This window comes from Bacillus cereus group sp. BfR-BA-01360, assembly GCF_022663595.1.
Lineage (GTDB): Bacteria > Bacillota > Bacilli > Bacillales > Bacillaceae_G > Bacillus_A > Bacillus_A cytotoxicus.
Genome location: NZ_JAKUFV010000011.1, coordinates 96,603 through 116,946 on the forward strand (window position 1 = coordinate 96,603; position 20,344 = coordinate 116,946).

Here is a 20,344-nt window from a genome sequence, read left to right on the forward strand (position 1 = left end):
TTTCGCATAATGTTAAAAGCTAATTTGATTAGACAGAATGAACCAGCCAAATCAGAAGCCGCATGATGAAAGGAGCGAGTGAAGCATATACGATATCAAAATGTGTAGACTTAAACGTCTCGAAGAAAAAACATACTGTTTTTATGGTGGGATGCAGTCTATCAATAGTAAGATAAAAACCAGAGAGGAAAAAATCTCTCTGGTTTTCATCTTTGGTAGGCGTTAAAGGAGATAGGAGATTTTAAAATTGACGTTTTTTACATTCATTCGCCAATATAATGAGAGACTGGGTTTGTTGCGTTTGTCCATTCACTTGCGCTTTTGCATGTTTTGGACGTGTCCACGTATGGTTAAATAATTCAGAACGACTATCTAAGTGATCGCGGTAGCTCATCTTTATCACCTCGTGTAGGAAGTTAAATGGATGTCATGTACACTATTCCTCTTCCTGCTGATTTGCAGCACGCATACGTTCCTGTGGGTGCGTGTTAATTGTGCCGTTAGGTCTTTTGGAAGCAAAACGTGCTTTTGCCTTCGGTTGACCATCTATTTTGCTGTTGTTTTTTGACTCAGACCAAAATTCGGCTTGTCTACCCAAGAAGAACGCCCCCTCATTATCATTTGATACTTGTTAAGAAGTATCATTAATAGAATGTGCAAAGTAGAAGAAAATATCCTCTAGAAATTGAGGAAAGAAATAAAAGGAGAATGTAATATGAATGATATTTATGAAACATTAACAAAAGAACTACTAGCGAAAAATAATTTTTTATCTTATGCGCAAGCTCGTGCATGGGTTGAGCTATTATGGGAAGATTTTCAAGCAACATATGCAAAATCTGGTCGCTATCAAGGAGCAAAAATGACGGAGCAAGTGGTGAGAGCATGGATTGAGAATCATGGTGGAAGACTTCATGAAATACGTACAAATAATCCTAAATATAGTCATTTCATTAATCAAGAAGAGCATATAAAGCATTAAAAGAAGCGACCGCTCTTGGTCACTTCTTTTAATGTGGAAGTAATTCTAATTTTTTACGAAGTTTTTCCTCGCTGAAAATCCACCCTGTATAGGAACGAATAATATTTAAATTGTGATCTAATTGAACGATTGCAACAAACGGATAGTAATCTTTGCTTCTGTAACGTAAATCAATAAAGCGTACTTCATAGTAGTTATTGTAGTCAAAAATATCCCAGCGATAGACAGGAGAGAAAGATAAAAAAGCAGCAATATTCTCATCTTGTTTCGCAGCATGCATAATATCATTTTCTGGAAATGGAACTCGATCAAATTTATCATATACCATAATATTGCCGCGGTGCCAACGAGCAACATAGTAATGCTCTGTTGTGACAACAGCTAAATGATAATGATAAAAACGATAAGAAGGAGAGATAATCACTTTTTCCACATTTTTAAAACGTTTGTACACAACGTTTTTCACATTTTGTCGCATGATAATTCGACCTATATAATAGACGGCCATTAATAAATACGCAGCTAAAGCAGTATAACCTTTATGAGCACCAACAAGCATACAGGCAATTGCTAAGATATGGATAAAGAAAATAATGGCATCAAATGTATTAATGACACCAAGCGCGATCCATTTTTTGGTGAAAGGGCGTAATGCTTGGGTACCATAAGCGTTAAAAATATCAACAAATACATGAAGAAAGACAGCAATAAATGACCAAAGTAACAGGTGAAGATAGGGAACTTCTGCAAAGAAGGCGAAGGAAATTCCACTTATAAGAAATGACCAAAGAATAACGGCAGGAATGGAATGGGTAATTCCGCGATGATTTCGTATATATTTTGCATTATTACGTAGCTTTAAAACAGTATCTATATCAGGGATATTGGAACCTGCAATTGTTGCAAACATCACGGCTTGAGGTCCAAAATCACTTTGAGCTATAGTTGGATCTAAAGTTGCTAAACCACCTAATGTGACCCCCATAACAAGATGAGTGGCTGTGTCCATAAACACACACCTCCATTTTTTTATTAATGTAACTCTTTTTATTCAACACCTCAAGTCATTTGCCTTCTATTTCCTGCATTATCTTACTTAAATTTTTTCCTAAAATCTTTATAATAGTACGTATATGCAAAAAATAAGGGGGACACGGTTTGACACTTGAAATATTAGATGATTTTAATATAAAGCAATTTCAAGAAGATTTAATTGATTGGTTTGAAAAAGAGCAAAGGGACTTACCATGGCGCAAAAATAAAGATCCATATCGTGTTTGGGTGTCTGAAATTATGTTACAACAAACACGAGTGGAAGCTGTAAAACCATATTACGCAAAATTCATGGGAAAGTTCCCGACGCTAGAAGCATTAGCAGATGCTGAAGATGAAGAAGTGTTAAAAGCGTGGGAAGGCCTTGGGTATTACTCACGAGCAAGAAATTTACACGCGGCTGTAAAGGAAGTTAAAGAAGTATACGGCGGGGAAGTTCCAAGTGATGTGAAAAAAATTGAAAAATTAAAAGGGATTGGCCCGTATACAAAAGGTGCTATTTTAAGTATTGCATATGGAATACCTGAACCGGCAGTTGATGGAAACGTTATGCGTGTATTATCTCGCATTTTATCCGTTTGGGAAGATATTGCAAAGCCGAAAACAAGAAAAATATTCGAAGATATTGTACGTGAAATCATTTCGATAGAAAACCCATCATACTTTAATCAAGGGCTAATGGAGCTAGGAGCATTAATTTGTATCCCGAAAAACCCAGCTTGTTTACTTTGTCCTGTACGAGAGCATTGCCGTGGATACGCTGAAGGTGTTCAAAAAGAGTTACCGGTTAAAAGTAAAGCGAAAGCTCCTAAAATGGTACCGCTTGTTGCTGGTGTACTTCAAACAGAAGATGGTCGCTATGTGATTCATAAACGTCCAAGCGAAGGATTGCTTGCAAATATGTGGGAATTTCCAAATGTTGAAATTCGTGCAGGGATTCGGAATCAAAAACAACAACTTATTGATTATGTGAAAGAACAATTCAATCTTTCTGTATCAGTTAATGAATATGCGATGAATGTACAGCATACCTTTACACATCGGACATGGGATATATTTGTATTTTATGGAAAAGTAACAGGAGAAATTGTAGAAACAGATACTTTGAAGGTTGTAACGAAAGAAGCCTTTGAACAGTTACCTTTTTCAAAAGCACATCGCACCATTTATGAAGAATGCGTGGAAAGACTCCAACCTTGATGGTTGGAGTTTTTTCAACATAAACATAACAATAAATTACAAATATTTCATATTGTCTTAACAAATGACAAATAAAATAGAATTTGTAGTGCAAAGGAAAGGGAGATCGACGATGTTAAAAAAACAATTTGTTCGGCAATTGTGGCGGCCTTTTTCATTCAAACGTTAACTGCACCGCTGCAAGTTTCTTTGGCTGAAGAAGAGGAACAGCAAGTTTTTATTTGTATCCGGTAATCGTAGCCCCATTGGAGAGAAAATTTTTAATGAAGTCGTAAAGCCAAATAAAAATGTGTTAGCAGTATTATGTGGACATTATCATGATAGCGAGACATTAATTGATGAAATGGATGATGATGGGGATGGAATTGCAGATCGTAAAGTATATCAAATGTTAGCAGATTATCAAGATGGACCAGAAGGTGGCCAAGGATATATGCGCCTTTTACAGTTTGATACAACTGCAAATAAAATGTATGTAAAAACATATTCTCTATATTTAAATGAATATAATTTCTACAAACCCGAAGAATATCCGGGGAAAGATGAATTTACATTAGATATGGATTTAAAACCTGCGATTAAACAAGTTGCAACAGATTATGTAGAAGCAAACGTCTACACAGATGAAGTGATTGGCAAAGATAATTTTGTGGCAAATTGGCGTAATGCAAAAGTGACACTGAAAGACTTAGAGGAAAATACAACATATCATTGGTATATCAAAGTCGAAGACCGATATGGTGGCCGAGTAACTTCTCCAATTTGGTCTTTTACAACTGGTAAGAAAGGATGAAGGTGGAACGTGTTCCCAAGTTAGGGAACACGTTTTTTAGTCATAAGAAACACGAGTACCATGAGTCCCATCGGCCTCGCTTTTATGAAAACCACCGCGAGCTTCAATCTCTTTTATAATTTCTTTATATATTGTTTGGCCTTCTACATTTAAATACGGCATGATTTGTTGTAAAGAATGATGAAAATAAGCTAATTCTTCTTCTTTCCATTCTTTTTTTGAAATCATTGTTAGTTCCGCCATATCACGTCCAACGTACATACTTACACCTCCATCATAGGTAGTTTGAATGATCGTGAATAGATATATACACTCGTGAAAAAATAAATAGGGGGATATCTTTTATATGATTGGGGACATTATTAGTTGTGGAGGTGAGAAAGATGAACAAAAAACAACAAGGGTATAACAAAGCAACTTCTGGCGCTAGCATTCAAAGCACAAATGCTAGTTATGGTACAGAGTTTGCAACTGAAACAGATGTGCAAGCAGTGAAAAAGCAAAACGCACAATCAGAGGCGAAAAAGGCACAAGCTTCTGGTACTCAAAGTGCAAATGCAAGCTATGGTACAGAGTTTGCAACTGAAACGGATGTACAAGCAGTGAAAAAGCAAAACGCACAATCAGCTGCAAAAAAATCACAATCTTCTAGTACAAATCAGTAACAAAGGAAAAACACTTCTCTTTTTAAGGGAAGTGTTTTCTTTGTACTGAAATAAAGGAATGAGTCATACAGTAGATAGCGACATAACTTCTAATAAGTCAACAAATGTAGTCAAAGGAGAACGATACATCAAATGAGAAAAAATATGTAGTAGACGATGTATCTTGTATAAATTTAGGATGCATAAATAAAGGGGGTAGCTGATGAATTCATTTGATAAGTTGGTAGGAGAGCAGTTGCAAATAATGGACGAACTTTTAAAACTACAAGCGCATTTAGAGAGATACCAACAAATTGAAAGGAATGAGCAAGAGAAGTATGATCAAAAGGACTTATATTTTATTCGTCAAGAAATATCCAAAACCGAGTTAGCATTAAAGTTGTTACATGAAAAATTTGAGAAGCAGACAAATGAGGTCATTCATTCTTTTAAAAGGGAAAGGATCATTTCTAATTAAGGATTAGAAACATGTTCATCATATAGTTACGTGCCCTTCCGTAATGAATTGAAGAAGGGTTTTTTTGTATCTTATGCAGGAGACTGATTTTTTAGGCGAGTGCTAACGGCTTAGTTTTAAAATTTCGACAAAAAAGTTATAATAGAAAAAAAGTAAATGCGGTTCAATAGAAGTTTTAACAACTTAAGAGGGGCATTTGCAATGAAAGAAGGGAGCACGCATGGGATTTCCCAAAGAAGGAGAAAAAGTACAAATACATAGTTATAAACATAATGGCTCCATTCATAGAATGTGGGAAGAGACGACCATTTTAAAAGGAACACAAAGTTTAGTGATTGGTGCGAATGATCGGACACTTGTTACGGAATCAGATGGACGAACATGGATTACTCGTGAACCAGCAATTTGTTATTTTCATGCAAATTATTGGTTTAATGTAATTGGGATGTTGCGAGAAGATGGTGTATACTACTATTGTAATTTAAGTTCCCCATTTGCATATGATCTTGAAGCGTTAAAGTATATTGATTATGATTTGGATATTAAAGTATATCCAGATATGACATATACTCTTTTAGATGAGGATGAGTATGAGAAACATAGCAAAATGATGAAGTATCCACCTGTCATTGATACAATTTTAAAGAGGAACGTAGAATATTTAAGAAAGTGGATTCATCAGCGAAAAGGACCGTTTGCACCGGACTTTGTAGATATGTGGTATGAGCGCTATTTAATGTATAGAGATTAAAACAAACCTGCAGGGAATACCCTAGCAGGTTTGTCCTATTGAGGGGGAAGTTATATGCAAGGAATAAAAAGGTATTTACAGTTTGTAAAACCATATAGATGGCTTATTGTAATTACCATCATTATTGGCGTAATTAAATTTGGTATTCCGCTTATTATGCCATGGTTATTAAAGTATATTATTGATGATGTTATTCAAGGCGGGGGATCACTTCAAGAAAAAACATCGCAATTAATAACAGCAGTTGGGATTACTTTTTTCATTTTTGCAGTGTTAAGGCCGCCAATTGAATATTATCGTCAATATTTTGCACAACGTATTGGTAATACAGTGCTTTATGATTTACGGAAACATATTTTTGATCATCTGCAACGATTAAGTTTAAGGTATTATTCAAATACGAAAACAGGTGAAGTCATTTCACGTGTAATTCATGATGTAGAGCAGACGAAAGACTTTGTTATTACGGGATTGATGAACGTTTGGCTTGATATGGCTACCATTTTAATTGCTGTGGTAGTGATGTTTTCTATGAATATAAAATTGACGCTCGTCGCGTTATTTATTTTGCCAATCTATGCAGTTGCAGTAAAATATTTTTTCAGTCGTCTTCGGAAATTAACGAGAGTGCGTTCGCAAGCACTTGCAACGATGCAAGGTTATTTACATGAGCGGATTCAAGGTATGCAAGTGACACGTAGTTTCGCGCTTGAAGAATATGAACAGAGACAGTTTGAAAAAAGAAATAATAATTTTTTAACAAAAGCATTGAATCATACAAGTTGGACTGCTAAAACATTCTCAGCGGTGAATACATTAACAGATTTAGGTCCATTGCTCGTTATTGTATTTGCAGCATATGAGGTTATTCATGGGAAACTCACTCTCGGGACGATGGTTGCTTTTGTTGGCTATATGGATAGTTTATATAGTCCGCTGCGACGTCTTGTGAATTCTTCTACAACATTGACACAATCATTTGCTTCTATGGATCGTGTTTTCGAATTATTAGATGAAAAATATGATATTGTAAATGTCGATCATGCAATTCAAACGAAAAAATTAGATGGAAAAGTTGTATTTGATGATGTTTCGTTTCGTTATAATGAAAAAGAAGCAGACGTATTACGTCATCTTTCATTTACCATTGCTCCTGGGGAAAAAGTAGCGCTTGTTGGAGCAAGTGGAGGAGGAAAATCATCCATCGCGAGTTTAATTCCGCGTTTTTATGATGTATCTAGCGGTGCTGTTTATATAGATGATGTAAACGTAAAAGAGTATGAAATGAGAAATTTACGCAGCCACATCGGGATTGTACTGCAAGATAATTTATTATTTAGTGATACAATTCGAGCAAATATTTTATATGGAAATCCAAATGCTACGGATGAAGAGGTAATTGCAGCTGCAAGAGCTGCGCAGATTCATGATTTTATTCTTGCTTTACCAGATGGGTATTATACGATAGTTGGGGAACGAGGAGTAAAATTATCTGGCGGACAAAGGCAGCGTATTGCGATTGCTCGTGTGTTCTTAAAAAATCCATCCTTGCTTATATTAGATGAAGCAACTTCAGCTTTGGATTTAGAAAATGAAAGATATATTCAAGAGGCTCTTCAAACATTAGCTGCTGATCGTACAACAATTATCATTGCTCATAGACTCGCAACAATTACGCATGTTGATACAATCGTTTATATTGAAAATGGAGAAATCAAGGAAAAAGGTTCTCATGAGCAACTCATGGAGAAGCGTGGATTGTATTATAATTTGTATCAACTTCAGCATATAGAAGAAACAACCCCTTTACGCTAATGGGGTTGTTTCTTATTCATCGGCTTGTTTTTCACTAATTTGTAACTCATTTTCTGGTTTGTGATAGGTGTAAAAACTGTCTACCAGTAAGTCCAAATGCTCCACTTCCTCACTATAATTAATAATGGAGGAAATAAGAGGAAAGAGATGCAGCCATATTTTATAAGATTCTTCATCATCTTTATTTTGATAATCCATAAAAATATCAATCAATTCTTGTTTACCTGTTTCAACTTCATCTAACATTTCTACCGATTGTTGCTTTTTCGCTTTGCCGATAAATTTTAATAAAACTTGCTCGTGGTAATTTGTTAAGGAATCCAGTTCATTTTGAATGGATTCTTGGAATGACTCTGGCATATGGCGCAGCTCATTCTCAGTGCGATGAAGTGATTTTAACGTACTTAAAGCACGGCTCGTCGTTGCAAGCATTTGTCTAAATAAAACAAGCTTACGAATTTTTGCAAATCGTATTTTCTTTGTATAGCTTCGTTCTTCTTTATAAAGCAAGTAATAATGATTGAGCTTAATCATCTTTTCTTTCATGCGATCAATATCAGTTTTTAATGTTGTGAAATCTGAGGCTTGCCTACTATTCATGCGAATCCATTTTACAATTTCTTCTGTATTATCAACAATACGATAATATAGTTTCGTTTCGTATTTTGGCGGCATGAATATTAAATTCACAAGTGAAGCAGCAATAATTCCGGTCATAATCGTTGCAAAGCGTAGTAATGCAAAATCAAAGAAATTTTCCCCTTGATATTCCATAATAGCAATGACTGTAACTAAAGCGATTGATATTGTTTTTTCTAAACGTAATTGTAATGTAAGAGCGATAACTAGTATACAAGTTAATCCAATAATAAATGGATTATTTCCAAAAGCAAAAGCGAATGCGATGGCAAAGACCGCACCAATTATATTTGCTTGAATTTGCTCGAGTGCTGTCAAGTATGAGCGGTATACAGATGGTTGTACAGCAAAAATGGCTGAAATCCCTGCAAATACTGGACTTGGCAGATGGAGCAAAGTACTAGCAAACAGTGCTAATGTAATGGCAATACCCGTTTTTAAAATGCGAGCACCAAGTTTCATACCCTTATTGATGTCCTTTCTTCTTGTCATAGTGAATGTACAACATGATACTATACATTCATTACAATATGTTAGCAAGTGATATTTTAGTGACATTTCAAATCAAATTCATGTAAAAAGACTAGTGAAGGATTTTTCATTGTTCTCTTTTTTTGAATCCATCATGCTTAGTGAAAAAACCCGCTGAATGTCAGCAGGTTTCAATTTGTTATTATAGATTACTATGCGTGATTGACTTAGTCAATTCTTATAAGGATAAAATTATTCAGTTGAAACAGATGGATCTGCTTGTTCTTTTTTCGGGATGATTTCATAAAAATGTTTTTGTATATCATCTAGTAACGGTGTTAAGAGAGCAACTTCTTCAAATTGCTCATGTTCATTTAATACTCGAATATAGTCTGTTAATAATTGGGTAACGTCTAATTTGCCATGATTGCTAAGCGGTTGTAATGTGACATTTGCCCCTTTGGCAATTCGTCTTTTTAAAGCGTGCTCTGTTAAACCGAGTTCTGGTTGATGACGTAAATAGACAATTCCACCTGTCATGCCAGCACAAATCCATGGACCAGGATCTCCTAAAACAAGAGCGCGACCATTTGTCATATATTCAAAGGCGAATCCTTTTATACTTGCATAGGAACCTAAGTTGCCGTTTTCCTTCGAGCGAAGTGGTTTGGTAATTCTGCCGCCAATAACCATGTCTGCTCCTGAAAGACGAATTCCTGCACGTGCATCAGCATTCCCTTGGACATATAAGGCCCCTTTTTGAGCACCATATCCAAAGCACTTTCCGACAGAGCCGTTGTAATATACACCATCTTTTCCTTTTGATTTTGTAATATAAATGCCACCGCCAAATGATGTTTTTCCGATACCATCTTGAGCACCACCATTGACGTGAATAAATAAATTCTCACTATTATAAGCTCCTAGGCCGTTACCTGGAATAGATCCATTTGTATACTTGAGAATGAGCGGTTCAAGAGGATTATTTTCATACAGCTTACTACGAACGCGATAACAGGATTCTAAGCCTCCCATTACGCGTTGATTCACACTAACACCCACTAATTCTTTAGAACGGACCGCATTCATTACAATAGGTTGTTCGTTTTGTATAGACTGGATTGAAGTGGAAGATGAGATATTTAATGTGTGTAATAAACTGTGTAAATCTAATAAATCTATACCGCGAGTTTGCTCTAATAAATCTGAACGTCCAACAATTTCTTGTAAATTCGTATAACCAAGTATTCCTGTTAATCGTTTCAGTTCCTCTCCAAAAGCAGTAAATAAGTTTAGTAATCCTTCTACAGCATGTTCGAATTGACGCGGGATAAAGCGGCGGAGACCGTGCTCTTTTGCTTGTGCTTCTGACTCAATTTGTGTTGCAATTCCTACATGACATGTATCTAAATGACAGCCGCGACAAGTTGTGCAGCCAATTGCAATCATGGATAAAGTACCAAAACCGATGCGATTGGCACCTAAAAGCATAATTTTAAGCGCATCATTAACACTGCGAATACCACCATCTGCCCATATTTCTACTTGATGTCTCATATTTGCTTCAAGAAGGGCGTTATGAGCAGCTTTTACTCCGATTTCTACAGGAAGGCCGACATGTTGCAGGGCATGAATACGTGCAGCTCCGGTTCCGCCATCGAATCCACTTATATTAATAAAATTAGCCCCGGCTTTGGCAATCCCAACGGCAATCGTTCCAATATTAGGAACAACAGGAACTTTCACAGCCACTTTTGCAAATTGATTCGCTGTTTTAATTTCAGTAATCATTTGAGCTAAGTCTTCAATGGAGTAAATATCATGATTGTTAGAAGGCGAAATAAGGTCTGAGCCAATTGTTGCGTTTCGTGCTTCAGCGATTTTTAAAGTTACTTTTGAACCTGGTAAATGCCCGCCTTCACCAGGTTTTGCTCCCTGCCCGATTTTGATTTCAATTAAATTGGATGAGTTAAGTAGTTCGGCATTTACACCAAAACGTCCAGATGCAATTTGTTGGCCGCGTGTATGTGGATATTTACCAATCATATCCTTAATTTCTCCGCCTTCACCATTTAGGCTAATCATATTTAAACGCTCGGCAGCTTCCGCATAAGCGCGGAAGGCAGTTTCATTTTGAGATCCAAAAGACATGGAGCTAATAATAAATGGTAAGTTATGATTTTTGATGGCAATAGAAACTTGTTCAGGTGGTACGGCTTGTTCTGCTTCTTTTAATTGAATAAGATGACGGATTGCGATTGGATTTTTTTCTTCTAGCTCTGTTAATTTTTCGCGAAAATCATCATACTGGTTTCCTTTTGCCACATCGCCAATCGCTTTCCAAATGCGCGGGAATATATGGAACGTTTTTCGCATTTTTACCTTTGGATTGTTATAATCCATTGCTCTAGATTTCGCGCCTTCTACAAGTGATGTAAGGGAGAATGCTAAATGATTAGCCCCAAAGAAATTTGTAATTTGCAGTATATTTGCAATCTCTTCGTGTAATCCGATGGAAGAAAAGAGACGACCATAACCTCGTAGCTCATGAATCCCGATCGTGGAAATTACTTTTTCAATCCCTTTGTTTAATGCTGTATATAAATTAATAATCGGTGATGTTGTACCATCATTTACAGTTGCAAACATGAAGTAAGGATTAATAACATCTGCACCGAATCCATATAGCGTCACAAGATCGTGTAAGGAACGAAGAGCACCAGATCTAACAAGAAGAGAGCAGTTTCTTCTCAGTTGTTTTTCCATTAATGCCTGATGGATACTAGCTGTGATTAAATGTGGATCCATCCATAGTTGACCATCTTTGTGCGCTTTCGCATCATCTAAAATTAATAGAGTAGCTCCTTTTCGGACAGCCATAATTGCTTCTTCATTGATTCGATTCAGCGCATCGTATAATGTTTCTGATGATGTAAAAGTCATGGACAGTTTATAAATTGTGCTATGAGTGACGAATAATTGAAGGAGTTGCTCATATGTGATAGTTTCTAAATCATTCGTTATAGACTGAGCTAAATTCCCTTCTAATATAATTGGCGATAAAAGTTCAAACACAAATGGATGATGAGACGTATGTGATAAACTTGGGCGTTCTCCGAGTACGATACGTGTAGAGAAATGTTCAATCTCTCTATCGCGGTCAATCGCTGGATTTGTAACAACTGCTACGCTTTCTTTTATAAAATCAGAGATGTTACGTCTATCTGTATCAAGTGCAGCGAGAGGAGCATCGTGTCCGAGAGAGCGAATTGGTTCAACTCCTTTTGCAGCCATTTGTTCAAGAAGCTGAATATGCTCACGATTCCATCCAAACGCAACATATTCCTCGGTTGCTACTTGATTACGATTAGATTGTCCATTGATGTTCTCTATAGCTGGAATGGTTACATTCAGATGGTAGTCTGTCACATCAATTCGCTGTTTGAAACGATTGAATACTTCTTCTTGATACTTTTCATATTCATAGAGAACAAGGGTGTCTTCCTGCCAATGTAATCCGATTTTTTCTCCAGGTGCAAGAGGTTTTGGTTCTGCTACATATTCATTTGGTGAGATGATTCCTGGCTCTGAAGAAAAAATAAAAGAAGTTTCCGTTTCCACTTTCCAAACTGGTCGTAAACCAAGGGAATCGACACTAAAGACGGCTTCATCTTTATAACGCGAAATGATACCAGCTGGCCCTTGGGCAAAATGTCCCCACGCTTCACGTATATACGTATATAAATCTTGTAAGTGTGTTTCATATAATTTTATTTCATTTATAATCGGTGGAAATAAGATGTCCATTGCTTCGAATAAACTGTAGTTGTAATGAATGAGAAGTGTTTCTAAGGTGCGGTTTAAATCTTGAGAGTCACTGCCACCAGCAGTAAGTGGTACACCAATCATTTTGGCTTGATCACGTAGTGTAGCAATCGTATTAATCTCACCATTATGTCCGAGAATACTAAACGGTTGTACACGAAAAAAATTAGATAATGTATTCGTGGAGTAACGGTTATGTCCTAATGTCATTGTTGATGCAATAAGCGGATGTTGCAAGTCATTATAGTAAGCGACAAGTGTATCACCAGCTCCGAGCACTTTATAAACGACATGATGTTGACTAAGTGAGGAAACGTGAACCTGCCTTTTCTCTTCAATCGCAATTGTTAAAGAGAATAGCATTTGATCAATATTTATAGCGTCTTTCTCTGCAATCATGGCAATTTGCCAAAATACGGGTTCTTCTTGTTTCCCAAGAGGACCGAGTGCATCGGAGTTTACCGCATTATCATTCTCAAATATAATGGTGAGATTGTTTTGCTCTAATTTTTGACGTACATCATTTTTTAAATGGTTTACATTTGCTTTTTTGTCTAGAAAAAAATGTCCAATGATAAAGTGAGGATGTTCCACAATCGCTGGATTATATCCGCTATTTTTTAATTTTTCTTTCCAAAGTTCTTTTGGTAAATCAATGTGAATGCCGATCCCATCTCCTTCACCATTAATGAAACCAGCACGGTGATTCATTTTAATAAGTGATTGTATACAAAGGTCGATGTTTTCTTTTGTAGGAATTCTTTGCTTTTCTATCACGGAAACGATTCCACACGCATCGTGTTCAGCGTTTTTATAATCTCGAAATAAAGACGGTGTCCATGTCTTTTGTGTATTGAGCATCCGTCAATCCCCCCTCTTTTTATAAAAAACTAAATAATCTGACTAATTATTGTTAAAAGACTTTGTATGCAATGAATGCGAAAAAAGAAATAAAACTGATAATTATGAATAATTATACTATTTGTGTGTGATTTATGAAATAGGAAAAAGAAAAAATAGAGAAAGGTCTCTATTTTTTTCTTTTTCTTTATTATTTTGCTAAAGCAGCAAATGCTCTACCGACAGCTTCAATTGTATATTCAATGTCTTCTGCAGTATGCTCTGTTGTTAAGAACCAAGCTTCATATTTGGATGGAGCTAAATTAATTCCTTCTTTCAGCATAAGTTTGAAGAATTTACCGAACATTTCTCCATCTGTATTTTGCGCACCATCATAATCTTCAATTGTATTTGTGGTGAAGTAAACAGTGAGTGCTCCTTTTAAGCGGTTTACTGTAATATTGATATTATGTTTTTGCGCTTGTTCTAAAATACCTTTTTCAAGCATTGCTCCAAGCTTATCTAATTTTTCGTATACGCCTTCTTGCTTTAATACTTCTAAGCATGCGATACCTGCTGACATAGAAGCTGGATTTCCTGCCATTGTACCTGCTTGATAAGCGGGGCCAAGCGGAGCGACTTGTTCCATAATTTCTTTTTTACCGCCATATGCTCCAATTGGTAGTCCGCCACCAATAATCTTACCAAGAGCTGTTAAGTCTGGTGTTACGCCAAGAAGGTCTTGAGCCCCCCCGTACATAAAGCGGAAAGCGGTGATAACTTCATCATAGATTACTAAGGCACCAGCTGCATGAGCAAGTTCGTTTACTTGTTCAAGGAATCCAGGTTTCGGTTCTACAATCCCAAAGTTTCCAACGATTGGTTCAACAAGAATCGCTGCAACTTCATGTCCCCATTTGTCGAGTGCTTCTTTTAAAGTTTCGACATTGTTAAATGGTACGGTAATCACTTCTTCAGCAATACTTTGTGGCACGCCAGCTGAATCAGGAGTTCCAAGAGTAGAAGGGCCAGAGCCAGCTGCAACAAGTACTAAATCTGAATGCCCATGGTAACAACCGGCGAATTTCATAATTTTTGTGCGCCCAGTATAAGCACGAGCCACACGGATTGTAGTCATAACAGCTTCTGTACCAGAGTTTACGAAACGCACTTTATCTAAAGCTGGCATTGCTTCTTTTAACATTTTTGCAAACTTTACTTCTAATGCTGTTGGTGTTCCGTATAAAACACCATTTTCAGCAGCTGTTTTAATTGCCTTTGTTACATGTGGGTGAGCATGTCCTGTAATAATGGGACCGTATGCTGCTAAATAATCGATGTATTTATTGCCATCTACATCCCAAAAGTAAGCACCTTTTCCACGTTCCATTGCAACGGGAGAACCACCGCCAACTGCTTTAAAAGAACGAGAAGGACTATTCACACCGCCAACAATATGTTCTAAAGCTTCCTTATGTAATGCTTCTGATTTTGTGAAATTCACTATCATTCATCTCCTTACAAAAATCTATGTATTATTCTAACATGTTTTTTAGAAAGACGTATTATTTGTGATAAGGATATTAGCTCGGGTAAACTATTCGTTGTGATATTTAGGAAGGGGGCTAATTATGAAATCAGTAATTGAAGTAAAAGGATTACGAAAAGAATTTACAGCTTACTCCAGTCGTTCTGGCTTAAAAGGTGCATTCCGTGATTTATTAAATCGTAATTATAAAATAGTACCAGCAGTAAATGATGTTTCGTTTACTGTCAAGCGAGGTGAAATGGTTGGTTATATTGGTGAAAATGGTGCTGGTAAATCAACGACTATTAAAATGTTAACGGGAATTTTGACTCCAACATCTGGAGAAATTATAGTAAACGGAATGAATCCGCACAAACAGAGAGAGGAATTCGTAAGAACAATCGGTGTTGTATTTGGTCAACGATCTCAGCTTTGGTGGGATATCGCTGTACAAGAATCATTTCGCTTATTGAAAAAAGTGTATAGTGTATCAGATGCACAGTATAAAGAGCATATGGAACATGTGATTGAAACATTAGATATTGGCCCGTTATTAAATAAGCCAGTGCGAAAACTATCACTTGGGCAAAGGATGCGTTGTGAATTAGCAGCAGCTTTAATTCATAATCCGCCGTTATTATTTTTAGATGAACCGACAATTGGCTTAGATGTTCTTGTGAAATTGAAGATACGCAAATTTTTAAAAGAGATGAATGAGCGTTACAAAACAACGATTTTATTAACAACGCATGATATTACTGATATTGAGGCATTATGTGAGCGCGTTATTATGCTTGATGAAGGGAATATTATATATGATGGATCTTTAGAAAATTTACGGTCGCAATGGGGGGCAGAAAAGGAAATTCATTTTCAGTTTGTTTCTCCTGTTTCGCCTCAACAATTAGCAATGATTATGCCAGACAGTCAAGTTGCTTGGTCTAAAGCAAAAGATGAGCATACATGGATTGCGAAAATACCGAATGAAGAAGTCATTATTTCTATGCTGATTTCAAAAGTAGTACAAACTTTTCAAATTAAAGATTTAAAAATTAATGAAGTGTCTACAGAAGAAATGATTCGTAACATTTATGAAGAAGGTATGACTCATGGGTAAGTACATGGAAATGATTCGCATTCGTTTTTTAATGATGCTTGCTTATCGCACAAATTATTATAGCGGTATCTTAATTTATACAATTAATATTGGTGCGTATTACTTTTTATGGAAAGCTATTTATAGTGGGAAAGAGAATATTGAAAGTTTATCTATTTCGCAGATGACGACTTATATTGCGATTGCTTGGATGGCTCGTGCTTTTTATTTTAATAATATCGATCGAGAAATTGCGATGGAAATTCAAGAAGGACGTGTAGCAGTAGAATTAATTCGTCCATATAATTATTTAGGAATGAAAGTCATGCAAGGGCTTGGAGAAGGGATATTTCGCTTTGCATTTTTTTCAATACCAGGAATGATTATTGTAACTTTATTATTCTCATTACAAATTACAATGAATGTTCAAACGTGGTTCTATTTCTTTTTATCCTTAATATTTAGTTTCATTATTAATACACAAATTAACTTAATGACGGGAATGCTTACCTTTTTCTTGTTTAATAACAGTGGAATTATGTATGCGAAACGAGTTGTGATTGATTTATTTTCTGGTTTGTTATTACCGATTAGTTTCTATCCTTTATGGGCCCAAAAGGCAATGGTGTTTTTACCATTTCAAGCAATCAGTTATATTCCAAGTATGATTTTTTCTGAAGGAATAAGCGGAAATAAATTATATGAAGCGCTATTCTTTCAAATGATTTGGGCAGTAATGCTTATTATTCCAATTGTGCTGATGTGGAAAACGGCGAGAAAACGTCTAATTGTACAAGGGGGATGATGAGATGCTATATATGCGATTATTTTTACAATATGCAAGCCAATATATAAAAACAAAATTGGAGTATCGTGGTGACTTTATCGTCGGATTACTTTCGGACTTGTTATTACAAGCTGTTAATTTAATCTTCATCCTTGTCGTTTTCGGGCATACGCAAGCATTAAAAGGGTGGAGTCGGGAAGAGGTAATCTTTATTTACGGATTTTTCTTAGTTCCATTTGCCATTTTTTCCGCATTCTTTAATATATGGGATTTTAATGATCGATATATTATTAAAGGAGAAATGGATCGTGTATTAACGAGACCAATTCATAGCTTATTTCAAGTTATATTAGAAAGAATGGAATTGGAATCATTAATTGGAGCGCTGACCGGAATGATTGTGATGGGATATGCCGCAGCAGAACTCCGACTTTCTTTCCATTGGTATGACTTCTTTTTCTTCATTCTGATGGTAGGAGGTGGTGCGCTTGTATATGGAGGGATATTTGTAACCCTTGCAAGCCTTGGTTTTTGGTCAGATGCGAAAAGTTCTATTATGCCACTTATGTATAACATCGGAAATTATGGAAGATATCCTGTAAATATTTATAACCGTGTCATTCGCTTTGTTTTAACGTTCGTACTACCTTTTGCTTTTGTGGGTGTCTATCCGGCAGCCTATTTCCTTAGAAAAGCAGAGTGGAACAGTTATGCATTTGCAACACCAATTGTTGGTATCGTTTGTTTTGCGATTGCAATAACGCTTTGGAATCAAGGAGTAAAAAGATATCGCGGAGCTGGAAATTAATTAGAAAGGCTTGTTTGTTTCGACGGATAAATTCTATACAGTCCTCATACATATAAAATGAGGTGGAGGACATGTTATGGGGACTTATTCTCTTAATTGCAGCAATTGCAGTTTTAAGAAGTATTCAACTGGTATGGAGATGTGCTGATTCGAAACGATTTTTTTCTTTGTATAATTTAACTTCATTATTTTTAATTTATACAACAGTACTTATTGCGTTTGGATTAAGTTATGTTGTTTTAGAAGAAAGTGGGTTTACAGTACTAAGAGAAGAGGGTGAAAAGTTAACTGTTCATTCATTCCAGCTTGTCGAAACATGTTTATATTTTAGTGCAGTAACTTTATTGTCGGTTGGCTATGGAGATATTACGCCGATTGGCATAGGACGATGGATAGCGATTGTAGAGGCTTTAATTGGATATACATTACCCTTTGCATTTGTTGTTCGTACTGTAATAGAAAATGAAAAATAAGGAAATGTTTGTTATAGTAGAAGGCAAAAGGAGTGATAAGTATGATCACAGTAGGAGAAATGGCACCAGACTTTACTCTGGAAGCAAGCAATGGAGAACAAATTAAGTTATCTGATTTTAGAGGAAAACATGTTGTTTTATATTTCTATCCAAAAGATATGACACCAGGGTGTACAACAGAAGCGTGTGATTTTCGAGATGCATATGGAGTATTTCAAGAAAATGATACTGTCATTCTTGGAGTAAGCCCGGATCCAGCTAATAGACATGTGAAATTTATTGAAAAATACGAATTACCATTTTTACTATTAGTGGATGAAGATCATAAGGTAGCAGAACAATATGGGGTTTGGAAATTAAAGAAAAACTTTGGTAAAGAGTATATGGGAATTGAACGTTCGACTTTCCTTATTAATAAAAATGGTGAACTTGTACAAGAATGGCGTAAAGTGAGAGTAAAGGGACATGTCGAAGAAGTATTAGAAAGTATAAAAAAGCAGGCGTAAATATATCTTTTCTATACGAGAAACGTATAGTGGGATAGCATTTTCTGTTAGCAATTGTATTTCCTGCTGTTTACCTTGTTTCTATTTAGCATCTAGGAGGAAACTTTGTAAAATAAGAAAGAAGTGCTTCCTATCAGGCATATGTCTATACATTTTTCAATATCCTTCATACATTAAAAGGGTAGGGCATACCTCTTCAGATGATAGTATTCCAAGTGCGATTATATCGCACTTTTTTCTATGCTTTGTTATATTTGAAATAAAAAGATGACTTTTGTTGCGATGGAATATGTATAAAAAAGGGTCAAGCATACATAAAAATAAGGATAGATGAAAAATAAAAAAACATCTAGTTATAGTAGAAATATTGACGATTGATAAGAAAAGGAGTACACTCTTTATAAGAATTATAAAATAATAATCCGTATAGAATCGGGGTGCATGGCGGTGGTCAAAGAAGAATTAAAAGAAGCGCTAGAAATGCTAAAAAATACGGGTGTACGAATTACTCCACAGCGTCATGCTATTTTAGAGTACCTTGTGGAATCTATGACACACCCAACGGCGGATGAAATTTATAAAGCATTAGAAGGTAAGTTTCCAAATATGAGTGTTGCAACTGTTTATAATAATTTACGTGTATTTAAAGAAGTAGGACTTGTAAAGGAATTAACTTACGGAGACGCTTCAAGTAGATTTGATTATGTTACAAGTCAACATTATCATGTGATTTGCGAGAAATGTGGTAAGATTGTTGATTTTCCTTATGAAGGTTTGGAAAAACTTGAAGATGAAGCTGCAAAAACAACGGGCTTCGTTATTAATAGTCATCGCTTAGAGATTTATGGTGTATGTCCAGAATGTCATAAGGCGCAATAAATAAAGAAAGAGACTAACGATTACGTTAGTCTCTTTCTTTATTTATAAATATTTGTGTGCTTTATAGTTTTTTTATTATATTTCTCATCAAATTCTTTTCCTTCTAAGTTTGGATCAAGAGTTAAAGGTTGATTACAATGCATACATACATCTACACGCCCAAGCATTTTAGTTGGTTTGTTACAGCTAGGACAAACAATTTGTACAGTTTTTGTAGATAACATTCCAATCCAAAAATAGACAAAGGTGCTAGCTAGAACGGCTAAGAAACCAAGCATCATAAAGGTAGTCATAATAATAATGTTTTCTCGGAAAAAGACCCCTAAGTATGCGATCAATAGTCCGATAAAGACTAAACTTAATGCAAACGTACGAATTTTATTGATCTTGTTTGAATACTTAATCCCCATTCTCATATCACACTCCTATTATAAATATAACATAAAATTTAGAATTTTTTATCAAAACAATATTGTTTATTTATTCCCTAGCTTTATTGAGTAGAAATAATAGGATGTGAAATTTTTCGTAAAAAGTGTTGACCGGATAAGAAACGCATGATATATTAATACACGTCGCTGATGCGAAATATGCAGAGAGCGAAAAAAGAAAAGAAATAAAAAACTTAGTTGACATCAAAAAGAAGAGATGCTAACATAAGGAAGTCGCAAATGAAGCGACAAACGAGTTCTTTGAAAACTGCACGAAACAAACAACGTGAAACGTCAATTTTTATTTATGATGCTAGACAAACTTTATTGGAGAGTTTGATCCTG

The 20,344-nt window shown here is 35.7% G+C and carries 21 protein-coding genes; 13 read left to right on the plus strand and 8 right to left on the minus strand.

Features of this window, described 5'->3' with window-relative positions:
• Positions 1-241 precede the first annotated feature (241 nt).
• Both MR056_RS12345 and MR056_RS12350 read right to left on the minus strand, forming a co-directional pair.
• Positions 242-394 carry a YpzG family protein gene (locus tag MR056_RS12345; RefSeq protein ID WP_002174744.1) on the minus strand — a complete coding sequence of 51 codons (153 nt, stop codon included), beginning with the start codon at positions 392-394 and terminating at the stop codon, positions 242-244.
• A gap of 42 nt (positions 395-436) precedes the next feature.
• Positions 437-598, minus strand: coding sequence for a small, acid-soluble spore protein K (locus MR056_RS12350; RefSeq protein WP_011983551.1), 162 nt, complete (start codon positions 596-598; stop codon positions 437-439).
• 117 nt (positions 599-715) lie between these two features.
• On the opposite strand from MR056_RS12350, the gene MR056_RS12355 reads away from it, so the two are divergent.
• Positions 716-982, plus strand: a complete 267-nt coding sequence (locus tag MR056_RS12355; protein WP_011983552.1) for a YfhJ family protein — start codon at positions 716-718, stop codon at positions 980-982.
• Between the two features lie 28 nt (positions 983-1,010).
• Here the strand turns inward: MR056_RS12355 and MR056_RS12360 are convergent, their stop codons facing one another.
• Positions 1,011-1,991, minus strand: coding sequence for a metal-dependent hydrolase (locus MR056_RS12360; protein WP_011983553.1), 981 nt, complete (start codon positions 1,989-1,991; stop codon positions 1,011-1,013).
• A gap of 149 nt (positions 1,992-2,140) precedes the next feature.
• Here MR056_RS12360 and mutY point away from each other — a divergent pair, with 149 nt between their 5' ends.
• Positions 2,141-3,235, plus strand: coding sequence for an A/G-specific adenine glycosylase (gene mutY / locus MR056_RS12365; RefSeq protein WP_048724230.1), 1,095 nt, complete (start codon positions 2,141-2,143; stop codon positions 3,233-3,235).
• A 289-nt stretch (positions 3,236-3,524) separates the two neighbouring features.
• On the plus strand, positions 3,525-4,028 hold the full coding sequence (locus MR056_RS12370) for a hypothetical protein (RefSeq protein ID WP_048724228.1): 504 nt from the start codon (positions 3,525-3,527) through the stop codon (positions 4,026-4,028).
• A gap of 36 nt (positions 4,029-4,064) precedes the next feature.
• Here the strand turns inward: MR056_RS12370 and MR056_RS12375 are convergent, their stop codons facing one another.
• The gene (locus MR056_RS12375; RefSeq protein ID WP_011983557.1) at positions 4,065-4,289 is read right to left on the minus strand and encodes a hypothetical protein; all 225 of its coding nucleotides are present in this window, start codon (positions 4,287-4,289) and stop codon (positions 4,065-4,067) included.
• A gap of 107 nt (positions 4,290-4,396) precedes the next feature.
• On the opposite strand from MR056_RS12375, the gene MR056_RS12380 reads away from it, so the two are divergent.
• From MR056_RS12380 to MR056_RS12395, 4 genes are all read left to right on the plus strand, one after another.
• Positions 4,397-4,693, plus strand: a complete 297-nt coding sequence (locus MR056_RS12380; protein ID WP_081428424.1) for a gamma-type small acid-soluble spore protein — start codon at positions 4,397-4,399, stop codon at positions 4,691-4,693.
• A gap of 202 nt (positions 4,694-4,895) precedes the next feature.
• On the plus strand, positions 4,896-5,150 hold the full coding sequence (locus MR056_RS12385) for a YgaB family protein (protein WP_011983559.1): 255 nt from the start codon (positions 4,896-4,898) through the stop codon (positions 5,148-5,150).
• Positions 5,151-5,370: 220 nt separating this feature from the next.
• On the plus strand, positions 5,371-5,901 hold the full coding sequence (ntdP, locus tag MR056_RS12390; protein ID WP_011983560.1) for a nucleoside tri-diphosphate phosphatase: 531 nt from the start codon (positions 5,371-5,373) through the stop codon (positions 5,899-5,901).
• 54 nt (positions 5,902-5,955) lie between these two features.
• Complete coding sequence (locus tag MR056_RS12395) at positions 5,956-7,716, plus strand: ABC transporter ATP-binding protein (protein WP_011983561.1); 1,761 nt, start codon at positions 5,956-5,958, stop codon at positions 7,714-7,716.
• A 12-nt stretch (positions 7,717-7,728) separates the two neighbouring features.
• Here the strand turns inward: MR056_RS12395 and MR056_RS12400 are convergent, their stop codons facing one another.
• The 3 genes from MR056_RS12400 to hemL all read right to left on the minus strand — a co-directional run bounded on the left by MR056_RS12400 (position 7,729) and on the right by hemL (position 15,001).
• Positions 7,729-8,817 (minus strand): aromatic acid exporter family protein, encoded by a 1,089-nt coding sequence (locus MR056_RS12400; protein ID WP_041809420.1) that lies wholly within the window; start codon positions 8,815-8,817, stop codon positions 7,729-7,731.
• Between the two features lie 261 nt (positions 8,818-9,078).
• Positions 9,079-13,512: a glutamate synthase-related protein gene (locus tag MR056_RS12405; RefSeq protein WP_087097660.1), complete on the minus strand. Its 4,434-nt coding sequence runs from the start codon at positions 13,510-13,512 to the stop codon at positions 9,079-9,081.
• 190 nt (positions 13,513-13,702) lie between these two features.
• Positions 13,703-15,001, minus strand: coding sequence for a glutamate-1-semialdehyde-2,1-aminomutase (hemL, locus tag MR056_RS12410; RefSeq protein ID WP_011983564.1), 1,299 nt, complete (start codon positions 14,999-15,001; stop codon positions 13,703-13,705).
• Between the two features lie 121 nt (positions 15,002-15,122).
• Here hemL and MR056_RS12415 point away from each other — a divergent pair, with 121 nt between their 5' ends.
• The 6 genes from MR056_RS12415 to perR all read left to right on the plus strand — a co-directional run bounded on the left by MR056_RS12415 (position 15,123) and on the right by perR (position 19,568).
• Positions 15,123-16,136, plus strand: coding sequence for an ABC transporter ATP-binding protein (locus tag MR056_RS12415; RefSeq protein ID WP_011983565.1), 1,014 nt, complete (start codon positions 15,123-15,125; stop codon positions 16,134-16,136).
• Positions 16,129-16,920 carry an ABC transporter permease gene (locus tag MR056_RS12420; protein ID WP_041809425.1) on the plus strand — a complete coding sequence of 264 codons (792 nt, stop codon included), beginning with the start codon at positions 16,129-16,131 and terminating at the stop codon, positions 16,918-16,920. The genes MR056_RS12415 and MR056_RS12420 overlap by 8 nt, the downstream gene beginning before the upstream one ends.
• Before the next feature lie 4 nt (positions 16,921-16,924).
• Positions 16,925-17,710, plus strand: a complete 786-nt coding sequence (locus tag MR056_RS12425; RefSeq protein ID WP_087097661.1) for an ABC transporter permease — start codon at positions 16,925-16,927, stop codon at positions 17,708-17,710.
• 71 nt (positions 17,711-17,781) lie between these two features.
• Positions 17,782-18,183 carry a potassium channel family protein gene (locus MR056_RS12430; protein ID WP_011983568.1) on the plus strand — a complete coding sequence of 134 codons (402 nt, stop codon included), beginning with the start codon at positions 17,782-17,784 and terminating at the stop codon, positions 18,181-18,183.
• Between the two features lie 41 nt (positions 18,184-18,224).
• The gene (gene bcp, locus MR056_RS12435; RefSeq protein WP_140388381.1) at positions 18,225-18,689 is read left to right on the plus strand and encodes a thioredoxin-dependent thiol peroxidase; all 465 of its coding nucleotides are present in this window, start codon (positions 18,225-18,227) and stop codon (positions 18,687-18,689) included.
• Positions 18,690-19,136: 447 nt separating this feature from the next.
• Positions 19,137-19,568, plus strand: a complete 432-nt coding sequence (perR, locus tag MR056_RS12440; RefSeq protein WP_011983570.1) for a peroxide-responsive transcriptional repressor PerR — start codon at positions 19,137-19,139, stop codon at positions 19,566-19,568.
• A 38-nt stretch (positions 19,569-19,606) separates the two neighbouring features.
• On the opposite strand, the gene MR056_RS12445 is transcribed toward perR, so the two are convergent.
• On the minus strand, positions 19,607-19,978 hold the full coding sequence (locus MR056_RS12445; RefSeq protein ID WP_140388382.1) for a YgzB family protein: 372 nt from the start codon (positions 19,976-19,978) through the stop codon (positions 19,607-19,609).
• Positions 19,979-20,344: the final 366 nt, after the last annotated feature.